Origin of the sequence: Streptomyces sp. NBC_01016 (assembly GCF_026341035.1) — a bacterium.
Taxonomy (GTDB): Bacteria; Actinomycetota; Actinomycetes; order Streptomycetales; family Streptomycetaceae; genus Streptomyces.
The window spans coordinates 836,577-858,264 of the sequence record NZ_JAPEOQ010000001.1; the positions used below are offsets into that span (position 1 = coordinate 836,577).

The window sequence follows — 21,688 nt, forward strand, 5'->3', positions numbered from 1 at the left end:
GGGTGCGCTCCTCCGGGACGGATGACGGGGAGGATGCACGCTAGGAAGGGGCCGTTACTGCGCCATTACTGCCGCCCCCGGCCCGCCGTTCGCGCCTGCCGGGGGCAGGGCAGGGCGCACGGTGTGTACGCCCTGGTCACACCCCCACCCCGCGCGCCCGCAGCCACGGCAGCGGGTCGATGCCCGAGCCGAACTGCGGCGTGACCCGCACCTCGAAGTGCAGATGCGGGCCGCTGACATTGCCGGTCGCGCCGGAGAGGCCGAGGACCTCGCCCGCGTCCAGCCGGTCCCCCGTCGAGACGCCGATCCGGGACAGGTGCGCGTACTGCGTGAAGTAGCCGTCGGCGTGGCGCACGATCACCTGGTTCCCGAAGCCGTCGCCGCACCCGACGTACTCGACCGTCCCCGCGCCGACCGCCCGCACCGGTGTCCCGGTGGGCACCGCGAAGTCCTGCCCAGTGTGGCGGTGCGACCAGAAACTGCCGCCCGAGCCGAAGCCCGCCGACAACGGCGCGGGGCTCACCGGCTTCACCCAGGTCCGCCCCTTGCCGGCCCGCTTGTGCCCGCCCACGTCGCCGCGCGCGCAGTTGCCGCCACCCGTCGGCATCGGTCCGGCCGCGAGGACCCGCGCACGGGCCCGCCGCACCTCCGCCTCGGCCTTCGCCAGCTTCGCCTCGATGTCTTCGCGGGCGGCCGACCGGCGCTCCTCCTGCGCCTTGAGCCCCTTCACCAGGCGCGCGGACTCGGCCCGCCGGTCGGCGACCCGGTCCCGGGACTCCGTGACGCGGTCAGTGAGCTGCCGGGCGGCGCGGTCGCCCCGGCTCGCGCGGACGCCGGCGTCGAGGGCCCGCTGCGGGGAGGACGAGGTGAGCAGCGGCAGCATCGTGCCGAGGCCCGAGGCCCCTTGGTACTCGCTGCGCGCCTGGCGGCCCAGGGTGGCCCTGAGTGCGTCGAGGCGGCGCTGCTCCGCGGCCTGCCGCCGGGCGACGTCGGCAAGCCGGCGCTCGCCCTTGCGCACGGCGTCCTGCGCCTTCTCGTGCGCCGCGACGGCGTTCGACGCCTCTCGCATCAGCCGGTCGGCGCGGGCCGAGAGCCGTCCGATGCCGGGGCCGTCGTCCGCGGACGCCGGGCCGGTGCCGGAGGCGAGGAGCGCGGCGATCGCCGCGGCCACGCATGCGGCCGTCCCCGTACGCCTCGTTGCGTTCCGTCGTACACATCGCATCGACCGAATGTCGCAAAAAAGACAAGCCGGACGGTTGGACGTCGCCGTGTCGACCGTCCGGAGTCCATCGGACGCACTACACGCGGCGGTGTTACCCGCGGACACCCCGAGAGAGATACCGAGAGAGATGCCCGGAGACACGGGAACGGCCGTGGGCCGGTCCTGGTGGACCGGCCCACGGCCGTTTCCCGTGCGGGTGCCTGATCGGGCGTCAGGGCCTCCTGCGGCTCCGGCGGGCTGCGACCAGGACCAGGGCGCCGAGCCCGAGGGCCAGCGCGGAGGCCGCGGCCAGGAAGACGGTCACGTCGTCGAAGCCGGTGTCCGGCAGGTGGCCGCCGCCGGGCTCACCGGGCTTGCCGGCCGGGTTGCCGGCCGGGGTGTCGGGGTTGTCGGGGTTCCCGGGAGTCGGGGGCTCCGGGCTCGGGTCGGGGCCTGTCGGGGGCACCTCGGCCGTCGTGGTGCAGTCGGACGCGCAGGTGGAGTCGGGCGGTCCTGTGACGGCGTTGGTCAGCGTCCGGTCGCCCTTGACCGGGTCGTCGACGGTGACCGAGTACGTGACGGTCACCTTCTCCCCGGCCGGGACGGTCCCGGACCAGCTCAGCTTCGGCTCGTCGTAGGAGACGTCACCGGCAGTGGCCTCGGCGTCGCCGTTGTACGCGGCGTCGTCCAGCACCTCGGTGAGGTCGTCGGTGAACGCGGCGCCCATGTACTCGGCGCCGCCGCTGCTGCCGACGGTCACCGTGTAGGTGACGGTGTCCCCCGGCTTCGGCGCGCTGGTCGAGGCGGACTTGGCGAGCTCCAGGTGGGCCGGCTCGACGCGGACCATGTGGTCCTCGACCTCACCGGGCCCGCCGAAGCCGGTCGCCGTGACGGCGCGGGCGGCGCGGGCAGCGCGGTCGACCGCCCGCTTGGCCGCGGACACCTCCTCGTCCCCGAACAGCCGCAGCCGGGCGAAGGTCTCGCCGAGCTTCATGTTCTGCAGCCCGTGCCAGGTCAGCGTGACCTCGGTGGCACCGTCCGGTACGTCGGCGGTGACCATCTCGTCGCGGTCGAAGGTGCCGTCCTCGTTGGCGTCGACCCAGCCCGCCAGCGTGGCGTCCCTGCCGGTGGTGTTGGTGACCGGGACCTTCGCCGTGTGGCTCCCCTGGTGCTGATGGAGCGTCACGGTCCCCATGCCGTCGTCGTCCTGGTCGTCGCCGGCCGTGCGGTGCGGGTCGCCGTCCCGCTCCGGCTCGACGGTCCGGCCGATGCGCAGCCCGTCCACCATCTCGTGGAACGCGCCGCCGCTGGCACGCCGCGTCTTGTACGTGTCGGGGGCGTCCCCGAAGTCGTAATCGGGCGCCGGGAGCACCGTCGTGCAGTCCGGATCGGTGGTGCCCTCCGGGCAGTTGGAGTCGGGCGGGCCGACGACGCCGTTCACGAACCTGCCGTTGCCCGCATCCGTGACGGTGAACGTGTACGTCACGGTCGCCGTCTCGCCCTCGGCCAGGTCGCCGGTCCAGGTCAGCTGCGGCGCGGCGTAGGAGACGCGGCCGGAGTCGGCGGCCGCGTCACCGTTGTACGTCGCGTCGTCGAGGACCTTGGTGAGGTCGTCGGTGAACGTGGCGCCGGGGTAGTCGGCCCGGCCGTCGTTCGTCACGACGACCTTGTAGCTGAGGGTGTCCCCTTCCTTCGGGTTCCTCGGCGCGGCCGTCTTCTTGATCTTCAGGGAGCGGAGGCCGACGTCCGTGCCGCAGTCCGGGTCGTCCGACCCTTCCCGGCAGTTGCTGCCCGGATCCTGCGAGACCACGGTGTTGGTCAGCTTCTTGTCACCGCCGGGCGGGGTGGCGACGGTGACGGAGTACTTGATCTTCACCGTCGCTCCGGCCGGCACATCGCCCTTCCAGGCCAGCTTCGGCGCCTTGTAGGAGACGGTGCCGGAGGTGGCGTCCGCGTCCTCGTTGTACGTCGCGTCGTCGAGGACCCCGGTGAGGTCGTCCGCGATCTTCGCGTCCTTGTAGGCGGCCTTGCCGGTGTTGGTGACGGTGACGGTGTAGGTCACCTTGTCGCCGGCCTTGGCCTCGGCCTTGTCCGAGGTCTTCTCGATGTGCAGCGTTCCGACCGGGGTCTCGGTCGTGCAGCCGTCGGGGCAGTCGGAGCCTGGCGGTCCTGTCACGACGTTGCCGAGCACCTTGTCGCCGGTGTCCGGCGCGTCGACGGTGACGGAGTACTTGATCTTCACCGTCGCCCCGGCCGCGACATCGCCCTTCCACGCCAGCTTCGGCGCCTCGTAGGAGACGGAACCGGAGGTCGCGGCCGCATCCTTGTTGTACTTCGCGTCGTCGAGGACGTCGGTGAGGTCGTCCGTGACGGTCGCGTCCTTGTACGCCTTCTTGCCCTGGTTGGTGACGGTCACGGTGTACGTGACCTTGTCGCCGGGCTTGGCGGATGCCTTGTCGGAGGACTTGGCGATGTCGAGCCGGGGGACGGTGACCTCCGTCGTGCAGCCGTCCTCGGCGCCGGTGACACAGTTGGACGCGCTCGATCCCTTGACGACGTTCTTCGCGACGCCGTCCCCGGTGGCGGGGTCCTTCATCGTCACCGAGTACGTGAGTGTGGCCTTCTGGCCCGCGTCGAGCGTCGGTGACCAGGCGAGACGCGGGGACGTATAGGCAGGGGTGCCGACGGTTCCCTTCGCGTCGCCGTTGTACGTCGCGTCATCGAGCACGCCCGTCAGGTCGTCGGTGACGGGCGTCTCCATCGACGAGGGCCCCGTGTTCTCCACGACCACCTTGTACGTGACCTTGTCGCCCGGCTGCGCCTCGTCGCCGGAGGCCGGGGACGAGGTCTTGGTGATCTTGTAGCTGGGGTCCGAGAACCGCACGGTGGCGCACTCGGTGGGCGGCCGCATCCCCGACAGCTCGCCGACGTTCTCCGGGCAGTTCTTGTACTCGCCCGGCGCCGCGGTCACGTCCACGCTCAGCGTGCAGGACTCCTGCCCCTCTTTGAGGTCGCCCTTCAGCCCCACGGAGCCGCCGCCCGCGGCCGCGGTGACCGAGCCGTTGGTGCAGGTCGTCCTGGTGTTCCCGGGGTCGGCGACGGTCAGGCCCGCGGGCAGGTCGTCCTTGAAGGACCAGCCCTTCTTCGTCCGCAGGTCCGAGGTGTTCGTGACGGTGAACGTCAGCGTCGACGTGCCGCCCGCGGCCGCGTGGACCGGTGAGAACGCCTTCTCCACCCGCGGGGTGACGTCCATGACCTGGATGTCGTCGAACGCCGCGTCGTTCCCCGCGTTGCTGCCGTTGCCGTTCACCATGCGCACACCGAGCGCGTCGCCGTTGAACAGCACGGGGGCGTCGCTGGTCGTGTGCACTGCCTTCGCGCTCTTGCCGCCGGCCGTAATGGTCCGCGCGTCGCGGTCGGTGCACGGGTTGACCGGCTTCGCCGACGCGGGGATCGCCTTCGCCCCGTCCATCAGGAAGAACTTCAACTGGGGCCCGGAGGCAAAGCAGTTGAAGGCCGCCGAGGAGGCCGCGAACGTGTAGAAGCGGCCGGGCGTGACGGGGACGGGCCGCTCGGTCTCGAACTGCACCGAGTTCGCCGCAGGGGCGGTGACGGTGAAGGCCGCGACCGCGTGGTTGGCGTCGGGGTCCGCCGAGCCGTTCAGCTGCCCCAGCGCGTTGGACAGGTCGCGGGTCGAGTTCCACCACGAGCCGCAGTCGGCGGTACCGGGCGCGTAGCCGGCCGAGTCGGCCTTGTTCAGCACCCACCCGTTGCAGCCCTTGAGCCAGCCCGGGTGCGCCGCGTACGTCATGTTCCGCGGCGGGGCGCCGGTGTAGCTGTCCAGGAGGGTCGGATCACCGGTCAGGTGCTCGAAGTCCTCCTGGTAGACCAGGGTCGGATCGGCCGGCGCCGCGGCTCTCGCCGCCCGCTCGGCCGCCGGTCCCTGCGCGGCACCCACCGCCACCGCGGGCAGCGGCGCCGCCACCATCGCGAGCACGGCGCCGAGCACCACCCCCGCCGCGGACGCGCGCCGTGGCACCCGCCAACGTCGCAACCACTGCCTCGGGCCGTCCACCACTCCACCTCCGTCACGGAAAGTAACCAGGAATGATAGAAAGCTCACACGCCGCTTATGTGACGAACGGCACATAAGCGGCCAGCGGCCCGATTCCACCCGGGCGGCCCAAGGAAGATCGAACAGGCATCCGCACCGATCCCGTGTACCCTTGACGTGCAAGCGAAGGGGAGTAGCCCCGCAAACCGGTCGTCGACACACTGGAACCCCCGGGTTCCCGGTGGCCGGGCTCGGACCGCCTCGGGCGGGACGGGTGGGCGAGACCTTCGACCAGGCAGAACACAGCACACGTACGCACCCACGCATACGTGTGTCCGCTGCCGGGTCGAGTGGTCCTCCCTACGCAGCGGGGCGGGGTTCACAACGGCCCGGCCCGCACAGAAAGCGCCCCCATGGACCTCGATCCCCTGGCGATCGTCACCGCCTTCGGGCTGATCTTCCTCGCCGAACTCCCGGACAAGACCATGTTCGCCTCACTGGCCATGGGCACCCGGATGAAGCCGCTCTACGTCTGGTTCGGCACGGCGGCCGCGTTCGCCGTGCACGTCGCCATCGCGGTCGGCGCGGGCTCACTGCTCGGCCTCCTCCCCGGCTGGCTCGTGAAGCTCGTCTCCGGCCTGATGTTCCTCTTCGGCGCGTTCATGCTCCTCAGGGGCGGCGACGACGAGGACGACGAGGACTCGGCCGGCGCGAAGACCGTCACCGGTTTCTGGCCGGTCTTCGGCACCGCGTTCATGGCCGTGTTCATCGGCGAGTGGGGCGACCTCACCCAGATCACCACGGCCAACCTGGCGGCCACGAACGGCACATGGTCCACCGCGATCGGCTCCTGGGCCGCGCTCATCTCCGTGTCCGCGCTCGCCCTGGTCGCCGGGCGCTTCATCGCCAAGCGGGTGCCGCTGAAGACCGTTCAGCGGGTGGGCGGCTTCTGCATGCTGGCGCTGGCCGTGTGGTCCTTCGTCGAGGTGTTCACCGGCTGACGCACCGGCCGGGCACACCCCTTGTGGATACACAAACGTATCGAATACGTTCGCGTATCCAACCGGGGAGGCGAGGATGCCCGTCACCAAGCGGCGTGCGCGGACGCGACAGCGGCTGCTCGACGCCGCGCTCGACGTGTTCGCCGAGGAGGGCTTCGGTCGCTCCACGGTGGAACAGGTCTGTGAGCGCGCGGGATTCACCCGTGGCGCTTTCTACTCCAATTTTTCCTCGCTCGACGAGCTGTTTCTCGCCTTGTGGGAGGAGCGGTCCGCGCGGATGCTCGATGATGTGCGGACTGCCCTCGCCGGTGTCGACCCGGACGATCCCGAGGCCGCCGTGCGGGCGGCGATCGACGCCACCCCGGTCGACGACGCCTGGTTCCGGATCACCGCCGAGTTCACCGCGCACGCGCTGCGCAATCCGGGCCTGCGCCGGGTGATGGCCGCCCGCGAGGAGGCCATCCGCGACGCGATCCTGCCGGTGTTCGTGACCGCGCTCGGCCGGCTCGGCCGGCGGGTCACGGACGAACGGGCCCTGGGTGACGCCCTGGTGGCCGTGCACGACGGGACCTCCGTGCAGGTCCTGCTGCAGCCGGACGACGCGGCCGTACGGGCCCGTCGCGAGGCCCTCTTCATGAACGTACTGGACGCCTACAGCACACCGTTGGAGAGCGCATGAGTGACACCACTGCCGATGTCATCGTCGTGGGAGCCGGCCTCGCCGGGCTCGTCGCGACGTACGAACTCACTCGCGCGGGCAAGCGAGTCGTGCTGGTCGACCAGGAGAACGAGGCGAACCTCGGCGGCCAGGCGTACTGGTCGCTCGGTGGGCTCTTCCTCGTCGACAGCCCCGAGCAGCGGCGGATGGGGATCAAGGACTCCTACGAGCTGGCCCTCGCCGACTGGCTCGGCTCCGCCGGATTCGACCGCGAGGACGAGGACCACTGGCCGCGCAAGTGGGCCGAGGCGTATGTGCGGTTCGCGGCCGGGGAGAAGCGGGACTATCTGCAGGGGCTCGGGCTGAAGGTCACCCCGAACGTGGGGTGGGCCGAGCGCGGCTCCGGGACCGCGACCGGGCACGGGAACTCCGTGCCGCGCTTCCACATCACGTGGGGGACGGGCCCCGAGGTCGTGCGGGTCTTCCGCGAGCCGGTGCTCGCGGCCGCCGAGCGCGGGCTCGTCGACTTCAAGTACCGGCACCAGGTCGACGAGTTGATCGTGGAGGACGGCGCCGCCGTCGGCGTGCGCGGGTCGCTGCTCGAACCCTCCTCCGAGGCGCGCGGCGTCGCCTCGTCGCGCGAGACCGCGGGCGACTTCGAACTGCGCGCGAAGGCCGTCATCGTGACCTCGGGCGGCATCGGCGCGAACCACGAACTGGTCAGGAAGAACTGGCCCGTTGAGCGCATGGGGACCCCGCCCGAGTCCATGGTGACCGGTGTCCCCGCGTACGTCGACGGGCGCATGCTGGAGATCACCGAGAACGCCGGCGCCTCCCTCGTGAACCGCGACCGCATGTGGCACTACACCGAGGGCCTGAAGAACTGGGACCCGATCTGGCCGGGCCACGGCATCCGGATCATCCCGGGCCCGTCCTCGATGTGGCTGGACGCCGAGGGCAAGCGGCTGCCCGCGCCGCTCTTCCCCGGGCACGACACCCTCGCCACGCTCAAGCACATCACCGGGACCGGGCACGACCACACGTGGTTCATCCTGACCCGCGCCATCGTGGAGAAGGAGTTCGCGCTCTCCGGATCCGAGCAGAACCCCGACATCACCGGCAAGGACCTGAAGCTGGTCCTCCAGCGCGTGAAGAAGGGCGCGCCGGGCCCGATCCAGGCGTTCCTGGACCGTGGCGAGGATTTCGTCGTGCGGCGGAACCTGAAGGACCTCGTCGCCGGGATGAACAAGCTGACGCCCGAGACCCCCGTCTCGTACGAGCAGGTGGAGCGCGAGATCGTCGCGCGCGACCGGGAGGTCGACAACGGGTACTCCAAGGACCTCCAGATGATGGCGATCCGCAATGCCCGCTCGTACCTCTTCGACCGCCTCACCCGCGTCGCCAAGCCGCACCGCCTCCTCGACCCGGCGCAGGGCCCGCTGATCGCCGTCCGCCTGCACGTCCTGACGCGCAAGACGCTCGGCGGTCTGGAGACGAACCTCGACTCGCAGGTCGTGCGGCCCGACAAGTCCGTCTTCGAAGGTCTCTACGCGGCCGGGGAGGTCGCCGGGTTCGGCGGTGGCGGTGTGCACGGGTACAACGCGCTGGAAGGGACCTTCCTCGGCGGCTGCATCTTCTCCGGTCGCGCCGCCGGGCGCGCGCTCGCGCGGAGCCTCGCGTGAGTACGCGGGGCACGGCCCTGGTGACGGGGGCCTCTTCGGGCATCGGGGCGGCGGTCGCGGCGGCGCTCCTGCGGCGCGGCTACAAGGTGTACGGGACCAGCCGGGACCCCCGGAAGGTCACCTCGCCGGTGCCGGGCGTGGAGTACCTGCCGCTCGACCTCTCCGACGAGGAGAGCATCGAGACCCTCGCGCGGTCGGTCGGCGAGGTCGACGTGCTCGTCAACAACGCCGGGGAATCGCAGAGCGGCCCGCTCGAGGAGCTGCCGATGGACGCGGTGCGGCGGCTCTTCCAGCTCAACGTGTTCGGGGCGGTGCGGCTCAGTCAGCTGCTGCTGCCGGGGATGCGGGAGCGGCGGCGCGGCCGGGTGGTCATGGTCGGCTCGATGCTGGCCAGCTTCCCGCTCGCGTACCGGTCCTCCTACGTCGCGTCGAAGGCCGCGATCAAGGGCTTCGCGCACGCGGCGCGGCGCGAGTACGCCCCGTACGGCGTCGGCATCACGACGGTCGAACCGGGCTCCATCGCGACGGGCATCAGCGAGCGCAGGACGCAGTACGTGGCGAAGGACTCGCCGTTCCGCGCCGCCTACGACACGATGCTCGCCGCCCTCAACTCCAATGAGGCGCACGGGATCTCGGCCGAGAAGGTCGCCGCGAAGATCGTCTCGGCGATCGAGGCGGGGCGGCCGAGGCCGCTGTACGCGGTGGGCAGCAACGCGCCCCTCGTGTTCGCGCTGCGGCGGGCGCTGCCTCGCTCGGCGACCGAACGGATGGTGGCCAGGAGGCACGGGCTGAAGTAGCGGCGGGGGCTGAAGCGGAGGTTTCGGCGGTCGCGGGCCCCCTGGACGCGGCCGTCGGAACCGCTCCCACGGATGTGCGTAAGGACTGTTCCTGGGCGGGGCACTCGGGCGTACATTCGGTTCACCGTCGCAGCACGCACGGTCGTACGGATGAATTGCGTCGGCGCTGTTCATCCGTCGCCCGCGCGCCGCCGGAGACGGGGAGCAGGCGCCGCACAGCGGGAGTACCTGCGAAGGCCGGCCCGGCCACTCCCCTCGGACACCGTTCCGGTCGGGCCGGCTTCCCGTTTGCCGGGGCGGCCCGACGTAGCGGCACTATGGGGGCATGACTGACAGCAACGGGGCCACGCCCGCCACCGAGTCCATGCCCGACTGGGAGAAGCGGTTCCGGGCGCCGCGTGTCTCCCTGCCCGACTGGGCCGAGGACGCGCCCCACCGCTCCCTGTTCGTGTCGAACGCGACGGGGACGTACGAGCTGTACGCGTGGGACCGCGCCACGGGCGAGCAGCGCCGCGCGACGGACCGGGCGAACGGGACGACGGACGGCGTGCTCACCCCCGACGGCGCGTGGATCTGGTGGTTCAACGACACGGACGGCGACGAGTTCGGGACCTGGCTGCGCCAGCCCTTCGCGGGCGGCGAGGACGTCGAGGCGGTGCCCGGACTCGCGGCCTCGTACCCGGCAGGACTCGCCCTCGGCCGCGACGGGCACACCGCCGTCATCGGCTGCTCCACCGACGACGACGGCACGACGATCCACGTCGTACGCCCCGGTTCAGACTCCCCCGCCGAGATCTACCGGCACCGCGAGTCGGCGGGCGTCGGCGACCTGTCGTACGACGGGACGCTGATCGCGATCGAGCACACCGAGCACGGCGACGCGATGCACGGAGCCCTGCGCGTGCTGCGCCTCGACGGTTCGACGGTCGCCGAGCTCGACGACTCCAAGGGCGGCACCGAGGAACTCGGCCTGGAGGTGCTCGGCTTCGCGCCCGTGACCGGCGACACCCGGCTGCTCGTCGGGCATCAGCGGCGCGGCCGCTGGGAGCCGATGGTGTGGGACGTCGCCACCGGCGAGGAGACCGACCTGGCGCTCGACCTGCCGGGCGACGTGTCCGCCGAGTGGTACCCGGACGGCTCGGCGCTGCTCGTCGTGCACGAATTCGAGGCGCGTGGCGAGCTGTGGCGCTACGAGTTCGCGACGGGTGCGCTGACGAAGGTCGACACCCCGGTCGGCTCGGTGTCCGGCGCCACCGCGCGGCCCGACGGCAGCGTCGAGTACATGTGGTCGTCGGCCGCCGAACCGTCGGTCGTCCGCTCCACCACGGGTGAGGTCGTCCTCGATCCGCCCGGCATGAAGGCCCCGGCCTCCGTCCCCGTCGAGGACGTGTGGGTGGAGGGCCCCGGCGGCCGCATCCACGCCCTCGTACAGAAGCCGGCCGATGCTCCCGCAGGGCCGCTGCCCACCGTGTTCGAGATCCACGGCGGGCCGACCTGGCACGACTCCGACGCGTTCGCGGCGGGCCCGGCGGCCTGGATCGACCACGGGTACGCGGTGGTCCGGGTCAACTACCGGGGCTCGACCGGCTACGGCCGCGAGTGGACGGACGCGCTCAAGCACCGCGTCGGCCTGATCGAGCTGGAGGACATCGCGGCGGTGCGCGAGTGGGCCGTCTCCTCCGGGCTCGCCGACCCCGCGCGCCTCGTCCTCGCGGGCGGCTCCTGGGGCGGCTATCTGACGCTGCTCGGCATCGGCACGCAGCCGGACGCCTGGGCCGTGGGTCTCGCCGCGGTGCCGGTCGCGGACTACGTGACGGCGTACGAGGACGAGATGGAGGCGCTCAAGGCCCTGGACCGCACGCTGTTCGGCGGCTCCCCGGAGGAGGTGCCCGAGCGGTTCGAGGTGTCCTCCCCGCTCACGTACGTCGACGAGGTGAAGGCGCCGGTCTACATCTCGGCGGGGGTCAACGACCCGCGGTGCCCGCTCCAGCAGATCCTCAACTACGTCGACCGGCTCGAGGCGCGCGGCGCGACCCACGAGGTGTACCGGTACGACGCGGGGCACGGTTCGCTCGTCGTCGAGGAGCGCATCAAGCAGGTCGCGCTCGAACTGGACTTCGCGAAGCGCCACTTGCCGAGCTGACCGGTGCCGCGGGGCAAGGGAGGGGCCGGTGGACGGGTCCTTATTTCGGACCCCGTACCGTGGGGGTGTGTACCGGTTCCTCCTGACCCCGCGCTGGTGGGGGATCAACATCTTCGTCCTGCTCGCGATCCCCGTGTGCATCTTCATGGGCTCGTGGCAGCTCAGTCGTTTCGAGGACCGGGTGCAGGACCACAAGACCGCGTCCCAGCAGACGAAGGTGAACGAGACGGCGGCCCCCGAGCCGCTCGCCTCCGTGCTGCCCGTGGACCAGAAGACCTCCGGTAAGCGGACCACCGCGACCGGCCACTACGGCAAGCAGCTCCTGGTGCCGAACCGCGACCTCGACGAGCGGAGCGGCTTCTACGTCGTGACGCTCCTCAAGGTCGAGGGCTCCGGCTCCGGGAAGGCGCTGCCGGTGGTCCGCGGCTGGGTGCCCGGCAAGGCGTCCGCCGCGAAGGCGCCGGCCGCGCCCAAGGGGAAGGTCACGGTCGTCGGGGCGCTTCAGGCCTCGGAGTCCGCGACCTCGAACGGGGTGACGGCCTCGGGTGGCCTGCCCTCCGGACAGGTCGGCGTGATCAGCGCGGCGTCGCTGGTGAACCTGGTTCCGTACGACGTCTACGACGGGTGGATCACGCTCGACAAGGCGGACTCCGGGATGACGGCGGTTCCGGCCACGGCGCCGGAGGGCAGCGGGCTCGACCTCAAGGCGTTCCAGAACCTCGGGTACACGGGTGAGTGGTTCGTGTTCGCGGGGTTCGTGGTGTTCATGTGGTTCCGGCTCGTGCGCCGCGAGGCGGAGGCCCTTCGGGATGCGGAGCTGGGGATCGCGGAGCCGGTGCCATCGGCGGAGACCGGGGCGTCGGTCTAGCGGCACGGTCCCGTTTCGGCCGACCGCCCCCACGTCACGGGGCTCCGCCCCGGACCCCGCGCCTCGAACGCCGGCGGGGCTGGAAATGCCGCCGCTTACGACGCGGGGAGCAGGCCCGTGCGGTAGACCGTGCCCTCGCAGGCGTTCGAGATGGTGGTCGCTGCTACCGGGCCGCCCGGTTCCGACGTGTGGGAGACCGCGACGCTGCCTTCGTCGCCGCCGTCCGAGCCGAGCTGCGTCGTCGTCTGGGGGTCGGAGCCGGTCGTGGCGTCGCCGGTGTCGGTGCCGTCACCGGTCGGCGTCGGCGAGGGGGTCGGATCCTCGCCACCACTGCTCCCGCCGCTGCCCCCCGTCGCGGAGCAGGACGCGGACGGCACCCACGCGAACCGCACCTCGTACGCCTTGCCCGGTTCGAGGATCACCTGGCTCGGCTCGGTCGACGGGTCGGGCAGCCCCGAGCCGTCGCCCGACGTGTGGTCGACGACGCTCACCTTGGCCGGATCGGCCGCGCCCTGCGCGACGGTGACCACGGACCCTTCGCTGTCCACCGTGCAGTTGGAGCCCGAGACGTTCGAGACGCGGAACGAGCCGTAGACCTTGCCGTCCCCGTCGGGCGCGCCGACGGTGGCCTGCGGCCTGCCCAGCTCGCTCGCCTCACAGGTGGGCGAGGTGGCCGCCGCCGTGGAGGCGGGATCGGCCCCCGCGGTGGCGCCGCCCGTGGCCCTGCGCTCGTCGCCCTTCTTGCCCTTCTTGGCGCCCTTGCCCTTGTCCTTGGCGTGCGAGGGCTTGCCCGACTCGCCCTGCCCCGTGCCACCGGACGCCGTGCCCGAGCTCGCCCCACCGCGCGTGGCATCGCTGCTGTTGCCCGCGATGGCCGGCCGCTCGCCGGTGGGGTCGGGGTTCGTCACGTGCAGCACCGCGGGCACCGCCATCGCCGCGAACACACCCACGGCGATCGCACCCACGGCGGCCTGCCGCTTGCGCGCGCGCCGGACGGGCACGGCACGGTGCAGCTCGTCGAGCGCCTGCTCCGAGGGCTCGAGATCCGCGACGGCCTGCCGCATCATCCGCCGCACCGCGAGCTCGTCGTCACCGAGGCCGGGGCCGCCGGGTTCGGGAGCGTCAACAGGCTCACTCACTTCGTCGGCCGCCCGGCCCGGGCCGCCGTCGAGATGGTGGTTCATGCCGGCTCCTCCATGGCGACGCGCAGCGCCGCGATACCTCGCGATCCGTACGCCTTGACCGAGCCGAGCGATATCCCGAGCGACTCGGCCACCTGCGCCTCCGTCATGTCCGCGAAGTATCGCAGGACGAGGACCTCGCGCTGGCGTCGCTGCAGCCCACGCAGCGCCTTCTTCAGGGCGTCCCGCTCCAGGAGGTCGTACGCACCCTCCTCCGCGCTCGCCATGTCCGGCATCGGCTTGGTGAGCAGCTTCAGACCGAGGATGCGGCGGCGCAGCGTGGACCGCGAGAGGTTCACGACGGTCTGGCGCAGATACGCGAGCGTCTTCTGCGGATCGCGCACGCGTTTGCGCGCGGAGTGCACGCGGATGAAGGCCTCCTGCACGACGTCCTCGCAGGAGGCGGTGTCGTCGAGAAGCAGCGCCGCGAGCCCCAACAGGGAGCGGTAATGGGCGCGATAGGTCTCGGTGAGATGGTCGACGGAGGTACCGGCTTCCGTCATCGACTCGTCAGCACCCTGTGCCTGTGCCGGAATGCGCGCCGGTCCCGCCGCTGGCATGGGCGCGATCACCGGCATGCCACCGGCCGCGCGCACGCGACGGGTTCCAAGGGGTGCGAGAGTCGGACGAAGGGCTGCTGCGCCCGTCGCCCGTACCACTGTGAAGTCCAGTACTTCTGCCACGCCTGTTGGACAAGCTTCCCCCCGTCATGGTTGTACGCGTCAGGCGCCCCATTTGCGACAGGCCTCGTCATCCCCACCGATGACGCCGCCTCGAATGCCGACATGCGCACCACTCTTCCCCTATGCCCCGTATATCCGATGCAGATCGGCTCCCCACCGGGCGACCGCAAAGACGCTCCCCGCCCTGCGCGTGGTTGCAGGACGGGGAGGAAAACCCGCTTACACAAAACTCACACAGAATCTTATGAGCGGATCCACGCTTGGGAAGGGGCTTCCCGCATCGCGGGCACCGAAAGAGCCGCAGCTCACATGGCGGAGAGCTCTGCTGCCACCAGCTCGGCGATCTGCGCGGTGTTCAAAGCTGCGCCTTTGCGCAAATTGTCCCCGCAGACGAAGAGTTCGAGCCCGGCCGGATCGTCGAGCGAACGCCGCACGCGGCCCACCCACGTCGGATCGGTGCCCACCACGTCGGCCGGCGTGGGGAATTCACCGGCGGCCGGATTGTCGAAGAGCACGACGCCCGGCGCGGTCGCGATGATCTCGCGCGCCCGGTCCACGGTGACCTCGTTCTCGAAGCGGGCGTGGACGGTGAGGGAGTGCGTGGTGACGACGGGCACCTGTACGCAGGTGACGGCGACCTTCAGGCCCGGCAGGCCGAGGATCTTGCGGGACTCGTCCCGCACCTTCATCTCCTCCGAGGACCAGCCGTCCTCGCACAGCGTGCCCGACCAGGGCACGACATTGAGCGCGACGGGCTCGAGGAAGGGCCCCGTCCGGTCGCCGACGGCCCGCCGCAGATCGCCGGGGGCGGTGCCGAGCTCCGAACCGGCCACGAGGGAGAGCTGCGCCCGCAGCGTCTCGATGCCGGCGTGGCCCGCGCCGCTCACCGCCTGATAGCTGGACGCGACCAGCTCGCGCAGCCCGAACTCAGCGTGCAGCGCCCCGATCGCCACGATCATCGACAGCGTCGTGCAGTTGGGGTTGGCGATGATGCCGCGCGGCCGCACGCGCGCGGCGTGCGGATTCACCTCGGGCACGACGAGCGGCACATCCGGGTCCATCCGGAAGGCGGGCGAATTGTCCACCACCACAACGCCCTTGGCGGCGGCGATGGGCGCCCACTGCGCGGACACCTCGACGGGTACGTCGAACATCGCGACGTCGACCCCGTCGAAGACGGACTCCTCCAGGGCGACGACCTCGACCTCCTCGCCGCGCACGGTGAGCTTGCGCCCGGCCGAGCGCGCGGAGGCCACGAGTCGGATCTCGCCCCAGATGTCCGCGTGCTGCGAAAGGATCTGCAGCAGAACGGCGCCGACGCTCCCGGTCGCTCCCACGACCGCGAGCGTCGGACGCCGCACGGGTGCCTCGGCCATCAGCGGCCGGTGCCTCCGTAGACCACGGCCTCGTCGGAGTCCGAGTCGAGTCCGAAGGCGGAGTGCACGGCGCGCACGGCCTCGTTCACATCGTCGGCACGCGTGACGACAGAGATGCGGATCTCGGAGGTCGAGATCAGCTCGATGTTCACGCCCGCGTCGGTGAGCGCCTCGAAGAAGCCGGCCGTGACGCCCGGGTTCGTCTTCATGCCGGCGCCGACGAGGGAGATCTTGGCGATCTGGTCGTCGTAACGCAGCGAGTCGAAGCCGACCGCGTCCTTCTGCTTCTCCAGGGCGTCGATGGCCTTGCGGCCCTCGGTCTTGGGGAGCGTGAAGGAGATGTCGGTCAGGCCCGTGGACGCGGCCGACACGTTCTGCACGATCATGTCGAGGTTGATCTGGGCGTCCGCGACGGCCCGGAAGAGCTTCGCGGCCTCGCCCGGCTTGTCCGGAACTCCGACGACGGTGATCTTCGCCTCGGAGGTGTCGTGCGCGACACCGGAGATGATGGCCTGCTCCACGCCCTTTTCCCCTTGCTGGTTCTTCTCGATCGGCTCGTTGCTGACCCACGTGCCCTTCAGCCCACTGAAGCTGGAGCGGACGTGGATCGGGATGTTGTACCGACGGGCGTACTCCACGCAGCGGTGGAGCAGCACCTTCGACCCGGAGCTGGCGAGCTCCAGCATGTCCTCGAAGGAGATCCAGTCGATCTTCCGCGCCTTCTTCACGACGCGCGGGTCGGCCGTGAACACGCCGTCGACGTCCGTGTAGATCTCGCAGACCTCGGCGTCGAGCGCGGCGGCGAGGGCGACAGCGGTGGTGTCGGATCCACCACGACCCAGGGTCGTGATGTTCTTGCCCTCCTGGCTGACGCCCTGGAACCCGGCGACGATGGCGATGTTGCCCTCGTCGATCGAGGTCCGGATGCGCCCCGGAGTGACGTCGATGATCCGTGCTTTGTTGTGGACCGAGTCGGTGATGACACCGGCCTGACTGCCCGTGAACGACTGGGCCTCGTGGCCCAGGTTTTTGATCGCCATCGCCAGCAAGGCCATGGAGATCCGCTCTCCGGCGGTCAGCAGCATGTCGAATTCGCGCCCTGCAGGGATCGGAGATACCTGCCCGGCGAGATCGATCAACTCATCCGTCGTGTCACCCATCGCGGACACCACAACGACAACCTTGTTGCCGTTCTTCTTGGCGTCGACGATCCTCTTGGCGACCCGCTTGATGCCCTCGGCATCTGCTACGGAGGAGCCTCCGTACTTCTGCACGACAAGGCCCACGTGCGCTCCTCGCTCAGTCCGTCTGTCACCGCATGTACGTATGCGCACTGCGGTCGGCTCAGTTTAACGAGCGGCCGAAATCCGCCCCGGCTATATCACATCGTGAGATGTCCCGCCCACGACCTGATCACCCAGGTTTCCGTTTGCCGACATCCGGCCGCTCGGACAATCGCATGCCCAGACCCTGGCGGGGCAACCGGGTAAGTGGGGCGGGTCACACTCTTGACGTGGGCAGCCGTGGTGGACGTCGCGCAGTTCCCCGCGCCCCTGTCGGGGCTACTTCACCGGGCGGAGGCCCAGGGGGCCGGCGATCTCCTCTGCCATGACCTGGCCCGCCTCTTCCTCCAGCGTGCTCTCCGCCGACGAGAGCTCCTCGTCGGTGTCGAGGCCGTCGAGGTCGTCGAGTGGCTGGTTCAGGCGCACGTGGGCGACGAGGGACTGCAGGGCGCGCAGCGTCGCGGAGGCGGTCGACCCCCAGTTGGAGAAGTACGAGAACTGCCACCACCACAGCGCCTCGGTGATCCGGCCCGCGCGATAATGCGCCATCCCGTGCCGCAGATCGGAGACGACGTCCGCCAGATCGTCCGAGATCCGCGCGGCGACCGGCGCCTTGCGGGGCTCGTACGGGTCGAAGACCTCGGAGTACACGTCGACCGGGTCGAGCATCAAGGCGAGCCGCTCGCGCAGGTCGTCCATGTCCGGCTCGGCGCCCAGGTCCGGCTCGTAGCGCTCGTCCGGGAGGATGTCCTCGTGCGCGCCCAACCGGCCGCCGGCGAGCAGCAGTTGGGAGACCTCGAGCAGCAGGAAGGGCACGGCCGAGTCCGGCTCGTCGCCCTTCGCGATCTCGGTCACGGCCACGATGAACGACTCGACCTGGTCCGAGATCTGGACGGCGAAGTCGTCGGGGTCCTGGGTGGTGGAGTGCAGCGCGACCGCGTCGGGCGTCGACGGCTGCTGTGCCGTCGACGACTTCTGCGGCGTCGGCGACTTCTGTGGCGTTGGCGTCTTAGACATCTAGGAGTCTTCTCCCCTCGAAGGCGCGGCCGAGGGTCACCTCGTCCGCGTACTCCAGGTCGCCCCCGACGGGGAGGCCGCTGGCCAGGCGGGTGACCTTGAGGCCCATGGGCTTGATCATGCGGGCGAGGTACGTCGCTGTGGCCTCGCCCTCGAGGTTCGGGTCGGTGGCGAGGATGAGCTCGGTGACCGTGCCGTCCGCGAGGCGGGCGAGAAGTTCCCTTATCCGCAGATCGTCGGGTCCGACGCCCTCGATCGGGCTGATCGCGCCGCCGAGCACGTGGTACCGCCCGCGGAACTCACGGGTGCGCTCGATCGCGACGACGTCCTTGGGCTCCTCCACGACACAGATCACGGAACCGTCCCGCCGCGGGTCGCGGCAGATGTTGCACAGCTCCTCCTGCGCGACGTTGCCACACGTCGCACAGAAGCGGACCTTCGCCTTGACCTCCATCAGGGCCTGCGCGAGCCGCCGTACGTCGGTGGGCTCGGCCTGCAGGATGTGGAAGGCGATCCGCTGCGCGCTCTTGGGACCGACGCCGGGCAGCCTGCCCAACTCGTCGATGAGGTCCTGGACCACGCCTTCGTACACGGATTGCCTTCGCCTTCAGGTCGTCGTCTGCGGATGCTGCGTCTTGGTACGTACGGTAGTTGGCGGCGGGGTCAGAAGGGGAGACCCGGAATGCCGCTGCCGCCGCCGAGTCCCTGGGCGAGCGGGCCGAGCTTCTGCTGCTGGAGGTTCTGCGCGTTCTCGTTGGCCGCGGCCACCGCCGCGACCACCAGGTCGGCGAGGGTCTCGGTGTCCTCCGGGTCGACCGCCTTCGGGTCGATCACGAGGCCCCGCAGTTCACCGCCGCCGGTCACCGTCGCCTTGACGAGACCGCCGCCCGCCTGGCCGTCGACCTCGGTCTGCGCCAGCTCTTCCTGAGCCTTCGCGAGGTCCTGCTGCATCTTCTGGGCCTGCTCGAGCAGCTGCTGCATATTGGGCTGGCCACCACCGGGGATCACGATCAGCTCCTGTTCCGGTCCGCTTCCGGTCCGTCCACGTCGTCGAGGCGGGGCGTATTTCCGCGACGGATGTCCGCCGATGCCCCTGGATCCGAGCCTACGTGGTCGGGGGGCCGCCCGCCCCGGTGACCTGAAGCCTCACGGGGCATGCGCGACCCCATTTCCGCTCTGCACTCTTTCGAGTGAGATGGGTTGCTTTCCATACCTGATGCGGGACCACTTCCGGGCGGAGATCCGGTGAAAACTGGGGTTCGGCCACCCGTTGGGCGGTAGGAAGATGCTGCACATCAGGCCCTGACGACGAGTGCGGGGCCTCGCCCCAGCCGTGATCTGTCGAGGGAGTTCCGGGTGAGTCAGCCGGAGATGCAGCCCGAAGGTGCGCCCCAGGAGGGGGCGGGCTCGGGCGAGGACGGCGACCGGGGCGGCGGCGGCAAGAGAGTTCCCCGGCAGGGCGACCTCACCGGCCGGGCGCTCCCGCTCGGCGACTGGAGCGAACCCGCCGAGCGGCTCGACGAGCTGTACCGCTGGGTCGAGCAGGGCGCCCTGCGCACGGCGGACTGGTACCTCTCGGACCGGGTGTGGAAGCGGAGGGCCGCGCGTGCGCTGCGCAGCGGCACGGTCCTTGGAGCGGTCTGCGGCGGGGTGCTGCCGCTGCTCGACCTGACGGGCGTGCTCACCGGCGCGGCCCCCTGGGGGTATCTGTCGCTGCTGCTCGCGGTGGCGTGCGTCGCGTGCGACCGGTATTTCGGTCTGACGTCCGGCTGGATACGGGATGTGGCCACGGCGCAGGCCGTGCAGCGACGCTTGCAGGTGCTTCAGTTCGACTGGGCCTCGGAGAACGTACGAGAGGTCCTCGGGCCGACCGAGGGCACCGCCAGCGAGGCGGCCGAGCGGTGCCTCGGGGTGCTGCGGCGGTTCTCGGACGACGTGACGGAGCTGGTGCGGGCCGAGACGGCGGACTGGATGGTGGAGTTCAAGTCCGGCCCCGCGCCCTTGACCATGCAGGCATCCGTCCCGGCCGCCCGCCCGGCCGACCAGCCGACCAACCGCTTCCCGCTGCCCCCGGGCACCCGCCCCAACATGCCGCGCCAGCGCCCACCGGAGCCGCGGTAGCTCTTTCCAGCCCCGCCGGCGATTGAGGCGCGGAGCCCCGTGGCGTAAGGGCGGTCGGCCGCAACAGTTCCGGTCAGCTGAAGATGAGCATGGAGCTCTGCGCCAGACTCCGCGTCGCCGCCTGGTGAAGCCCCAGCCAGACGTGCCGCTCCCGGGCGAACGGACTGTCGTCCAACGGCACCGCCGCAGCCGGCTCCTCCAACGACGTCGGCGCAACCGGCGGAGCCGGCGGTTGCGGCGGATTCCCCGGATCGATCCCAATCGCCGGCGCCACGAACTCCAACTCCCGCAGCAGCGCATGGCACGACCCCAACGGCCCGCCCCCCGCCAGGAGTTCGTCGTTGGACAACGGCTCGGGAAAGTCCACGGGCACGTACGCCCCCGCATGGTCGTAATGCCAGACCAGATGGGAACTCTGGGCCGTCGACTCGAACATCTCCAGCAACTGCTCGTAGTCACCGCCGAGTTCGTCGACCGGCGTCACGGCGAGGCCGCAGATCTGCAAGAGGTACGCCCGGCGCAGGAAGTGCAGCGCGTCGTAGTCGAAGCCCGCGATCGGGGCCACGTCCCCGGACAGGCCCGGCATGTACGCGTGGACCGGAACCGGCGGCAGTCCTGCCTCGTTCAACGCTTTGTCGTAGAGCGCGAGTTCGTCGGCGAACGGATTCTCGGGGCTGTGGCACAGCACGTCGACCAGGGGGACGAGCCACAGGTCACAGGCCAAGGGGGCTCCTCAGTGCTCCGGATCGCTCCGGCGCGATGGACGGTATCGGCGTCAAAACCAGGGTAGTGCGATGCGCGGCAGGGTTGACCTGTCTTGCGCCTACCCGTTGTCCCCGCTCTACCCGCTCAGTTGCCTGTCAGAGCCTCGATCAAGGAAAGCGAGTCGTCGTTGTACGAGGCGATGAGCGCGTGCGCGGCGTCGGAGTCGCGGTCCACGAGCGCGTCGACCAGTTCGCAGTGGCCCGACCACAGCCGGCCCCTGAGGTCGCCCGCGGCGCGCAGGTGCGGGACCGCGCACATCCAGGACTGGACGCGCAGGCGGTGGAAGAAGTCGGAGAGGTACGGGTTGCCGAAGAGGGCGGAGAGCTCGCGCCAGAAACGCAGGTCGTAGCCGATGAGCACGTTCAGGTCACCCGCTCCCGCCGCACGGGACGCCTCCTCGCCGCGGCGGCGGACCCCGGCGAGGTCGGCGGCGGTCTGCGGGGCGCGGGACGGGTCCGCGGCGAGGCCGCGGAAGATTCCGTCCGCGACGAGGCTGCGGGCCTCGATCATCGCCCGGTAGTCCGCGAACGAGTACTCGTGGACGCGGAAGCCGCGGTGCTGCGCGGAGTCCAGGAGGCCCTGGGCGCTCAGGTCGACGAGGGCCTCGCGGACGGGGGTGGCCGACACCCCGTACCCCTCGGCGATCTCCTTGACGGTGAACTCCTGGCCGGGACTGAGGCGTCCCGCCAGGATCTCGTCGCGCAGCGCGTCCGCGATCTGCTGGCGCAGGGTGGAGCGGGTGACGGCGGGGCCGTCAGATACGGGCACGGGTCGGGTCCCCCGGTTCGGCTGGCGTGGTCGTGCGGTGTGGTGTGGCTGGTTAGGTTACGCCTGCGGATTCCGGGGCGGGGGCGGGTG

The 21,688-nt window shown here is 70.8% G+C and carries 18 protein-coding genes; 7 read left to right on the plus strand and 11 right to left on the minus strand.

Annotated features, from left to right (window positions below; translation table 11 throughout):
- Nucleotides 1-136: 136 nt before the first annotated feature.
- The gene (locus tag OG746_RS03940) at nucleotides 137-1,171 is read right to left on the minus strand and encodes a murein hydrolase activator EnvC family protein (protein ID WP_266711552.1); all 1,035 of its coding nucleotides are present in this window, start codon (nucleotides 1,169-1,171) and stop codon (nucleotides 137-139) included.
- 262 nt (nucleotides 1,172-1,433) lie between these two features.
- On the minus strand, nucleotides 1,434-5,276 hold the full coding sequence (locus tag OG746_RS03945) for a DUF7927 domain-containing protein (protein ID WP_266711554.1): 3,843 nt from the start codon (nucleotides 5,274-5,276) through the stop codon (nucleotides 1,434-1,436).
- Between the two features lie 392 nt (nucleotides 5,277-5,668).
- Here OG746_RS03945 and OG746_RS03950 point away from each other — a divergent pair, with 392 nt between their 5' ends.
- The 6 genes from OG746_RS03950 (at nucleotide 5,669) to OG746_RS03975 (ending at nucleotide 12,404) form a co-directional block, all read left to right on the plus strand.
- Complete coding sequence (locus OG746_RS03950; RefSeq protein WP_266711556.1) at nucleotides 5,669-6,256, plus strand: TMEM165/GDT1 family protein; 588 nt, start codon at nucleotides 5,669-5,671, stop codon at nucleotides 6,254-6,256.
- Nucleotides 6,257-6,332: 76 nt separating this feature from the next.
- Nucleotides 6,333-6,935, plus strand: coding sequence for a TetR/AcrR family transcriptional regulator (locus OG746_RS03955; protein WP_266711558.1), 603 nt, complete (start codon nucleotides 6,333-6,335; stop codon nucleotides 6,933-6,935).
- Nucleotides 6,932-8,596 carry an FAD-binding dehydrogenase gene (locus OG746_RS03960; RefSeq protein WP_266711560.1) on the plus strand — a complete coding sequence of 555 codons (1,665 nt, stop codon included), beginning with the start codon at nucleotides 6,932-6,934 and terminating at the stop codon, nucleotides 8,594-8,596. The genes OG746_RS03955 and OG746_RS03960 overlap by 4 nt, the downstream gene beginning before the upstream one ends.
- Nucleotides 8,593-9,393 carry an SDR family oxidoreductase gene (locus tag OG746_RS03965; protein WP_266711562.1) on the plus strand — a complete coding sequence of 267 codons (801 nt, stop codon included), beginning with the start codon at nucleotides 8,593-8,595 and terminating at the stop codon, nucleotides 9,391-9,393. Before OG746_RS03960 ends, OG746_RS03965 begins: the two co-directional genes overlap by 4 nt.
- A 325-nt stretch (nucleotides 9,394-9,718) precedes the next feature.
- Complete coding sequence (locus tag OG746_RS03970) at nucleotides 9,719-11,536, plus strand: S9 family peptidase (protein WP_266711564.1); 1,818 nt, start codon at nucleotides 9,719-9,721, stop codon at nucleotides 11,534-11,536.
- Between the two features lie 67 nt (nucleotides 11,537-11,603).
- Entirely contained in the window at nucleotides 11,604-12,404 is an 801-nt protein-coding gene (locus OG746_RS03975) for an SURF1 family protein (protein ID WP_266711566.1), read from the plus strand.
- Between the two features lie 95 nt (nucleotides 12,405-12,499).
- Here the strand turns inward: OG746_RS03975 and OG746_RS03980 are convergent, their stop codons facing one another.
- From OG746_RS03980 to OG746_RS04010, 7 genes are all read right to left on the minus strand, one after another.
- Nucleotides 12,500-13,588: a hypothetical protein gene (locus tag OG746_RS03980; protein ID WP_266711568.1), complete on the minus strand. Its 1,089-nt coding sequence runs from the start codon at nucleotides 13,586-13,588 to the stop codon at nucleotides 12,500-12,502.
- On the minus strand, nucleotides 13,585-14,268 hold the full coding sequence (locus OG746_RS03985) for a SigE family RNA polymerase sigma factor (RefSeq protein WP_524540369.1): 684 nt from the start codon (nucleotides 14,266-14,268) through the stop codon (nucleotides 13,585-13,587). Before OG746_RS03985 ends, OG746_RS03980 begins: the two co-directional genes overlap by 4 nt.
- A gap of 305 nt (nucleotides 14,269-14,573) precedes the next feature.
- A complete protein-coding gene (locus OG746_RS03990; RefSeq protein WP_266711570.1) occupies nucleotides 14,574-15,644 on the minus strand; it encodes an aspartate-semialdehyde dehydrogenase in 1,071 nt (356 codons plus the stop codon).
- Complete coding sequence (locus OG746_RS03995) at nucleotides 15,644-16,930, minus strand: aspartate kinase (RefSeq protein WP_266711572.1); 1,287 nt, start codon at nucleotides 16,928-16,930, stop codon at nucleotides 15,644-15,646. The genes OG746_RS03990 and OG746_RS03995 overlap by 1 nt, the downstream gene beginning before the upstream one ends.
- 276 nt (nucleotides 16,931-17,206) lie before the next feature.
- Nucleotides 17,207-17,944: a DUF5063 domain-containing protein gene (locus OG746_RS04000; protein WP_266711574.1), complete on the minus strand. Its 738-nt coding sequence runs from the start codon at nucleotides 17,942-17,944 to the stop codon at nucleotides 17,207-17,209.
- Nucleotides 17,937-18,536: a recombination mediator RecR gene (recR, locus tag OG746_RS04005; RefSeq protein ID WP_266711576.1), complete on the minus strand. Its 600-nt coding sequence runs from the start codon at nucleotides 18,534-18,536 to the stop codon at nucleotides 17,937-17,939. Before recR ends, OG746_RS04000 begins: the two co-directional genes overlap by 8 nt.
- A gap of 71 nt (nucleotides 18,537-18,607) precedes the next feature.
- On the minus strand, nucleotides 18,608-18,952 hold the full coding sequence (locus OG746_RS04010) for a YbaB/EbfC family nucleoid-associated protein (RefSeq protein WP_266711578.1): 345 nt from the start codon (nucleotides 18,950-18,952) through the stop codon (nucleotides 18,608-18,610).
- A 348-nt stretch (nucleotides 18,953-19,300) separates the two neighbouring features.
- On the opposite strand from OG746_RS04010, the gene OG746_RS04015 reads away from it, so the two are divergent.
- The gene (locus tag OG746_RS04015; protein ID WP_266711580.1) at nucleotides 19,301-20,065 is read left to right on the plus strand and encodes an SLATT domain-containing protein; all 765 of its coding nucleotides are present in this window, start codon (nucleotides 19,301-19,303) and stop codon (nucleotides 20,063-20,065) included.
- Between the two features lie 73 nt (nucleotides 20,066-20,138).
- Here OG746_RS04015 and OG746_RS04020 read toward each other — a convergent pair whose 3' ends face one another.
- Together OG746_RS04020 and OG746_RS04025 are read right to left on the minus strand one after the other, a co-directional pair.
- Complete coding sequence (locus OG746_RS04020) at nucleotides 20,139-20,789, minus strand: putative DNA-mimic protein (protein WP_266711582.1); 651 nt, start codon at nucleotides 20,787-20,789, stop codon at nucleotides 20,139-20,141.
- Between the two features lie 125 nt (nucleotides 20,790-20,914).
- Nucleotides 20,915-21,598 carry a GntR family transcriptional regulator gene (locus tag OG746_RS04025; RefSeq protein ID WP_266711584.1) on the minus strand — a complete coding sequence of 228 codons (684 nt, stop codon included), beginning with the start codon at nucleotides 21,596-21,598 and terminating at the stop codon, nucleotides 20,915-20,917.
- Nucleotides 21,599-21,688 lie beyond the last annotated feature (90 nt).

Excerpts from the sequence above, each read along its gene's own strand:
- OG746_RS03980 (WP_266711568.1), bottom strand. The coding sequence starts at position 13,588 with ATGAACCACCATCTCGACGGCGGCCCGGGCCGGGCGGCCGACGAAGTG.
- OG746_RS04000 (WP_266711574.1), bottom strand. The coding sequence starts at position 17,944 with ATGTCTAAGACGCCAACGCCACAGAAGTCGCCGACGCCGCAGAAGTCG.
- OG746_RS03960 (WP_266711560.1), top strand. The coding sequence starts at position 6,932 with ATGAGTGACACCACTGCCGATGTCATCGTCGTGGGAGCCGGCCTCGCC.
- OG746_RS03970 (WP_266711564.1), top strand. The coding sequence starts at position 9,719 with ATGACTGACAGCAACGGGGCCACGCCCGCCACCGAGTCCATGCCCGAC.
- OG746_RS03955 (WP_266711558.1), top strand. The coding sequence starts at position 6,333 with ATGCCCGTCACCAAGCGGCGTGCGCGGACGCGACAGCGGCTGCTCGAC.
- OG746_RS03950 (WP_266711556.1), top strand. The coding sequence starts at position 5,669 with ATGGACCTCGATCCCCTGGCGATCGTCACCGCCTTCGGGCTGATCTTC.
- OG746_RS03990 (WP_266711570.1), bottom strand. The coding sequence starts at position 15,644 with ATGGCCGAGGCACCCGTGCGGCGTCCGACGCTCGCGGTCGTGGGAGCG.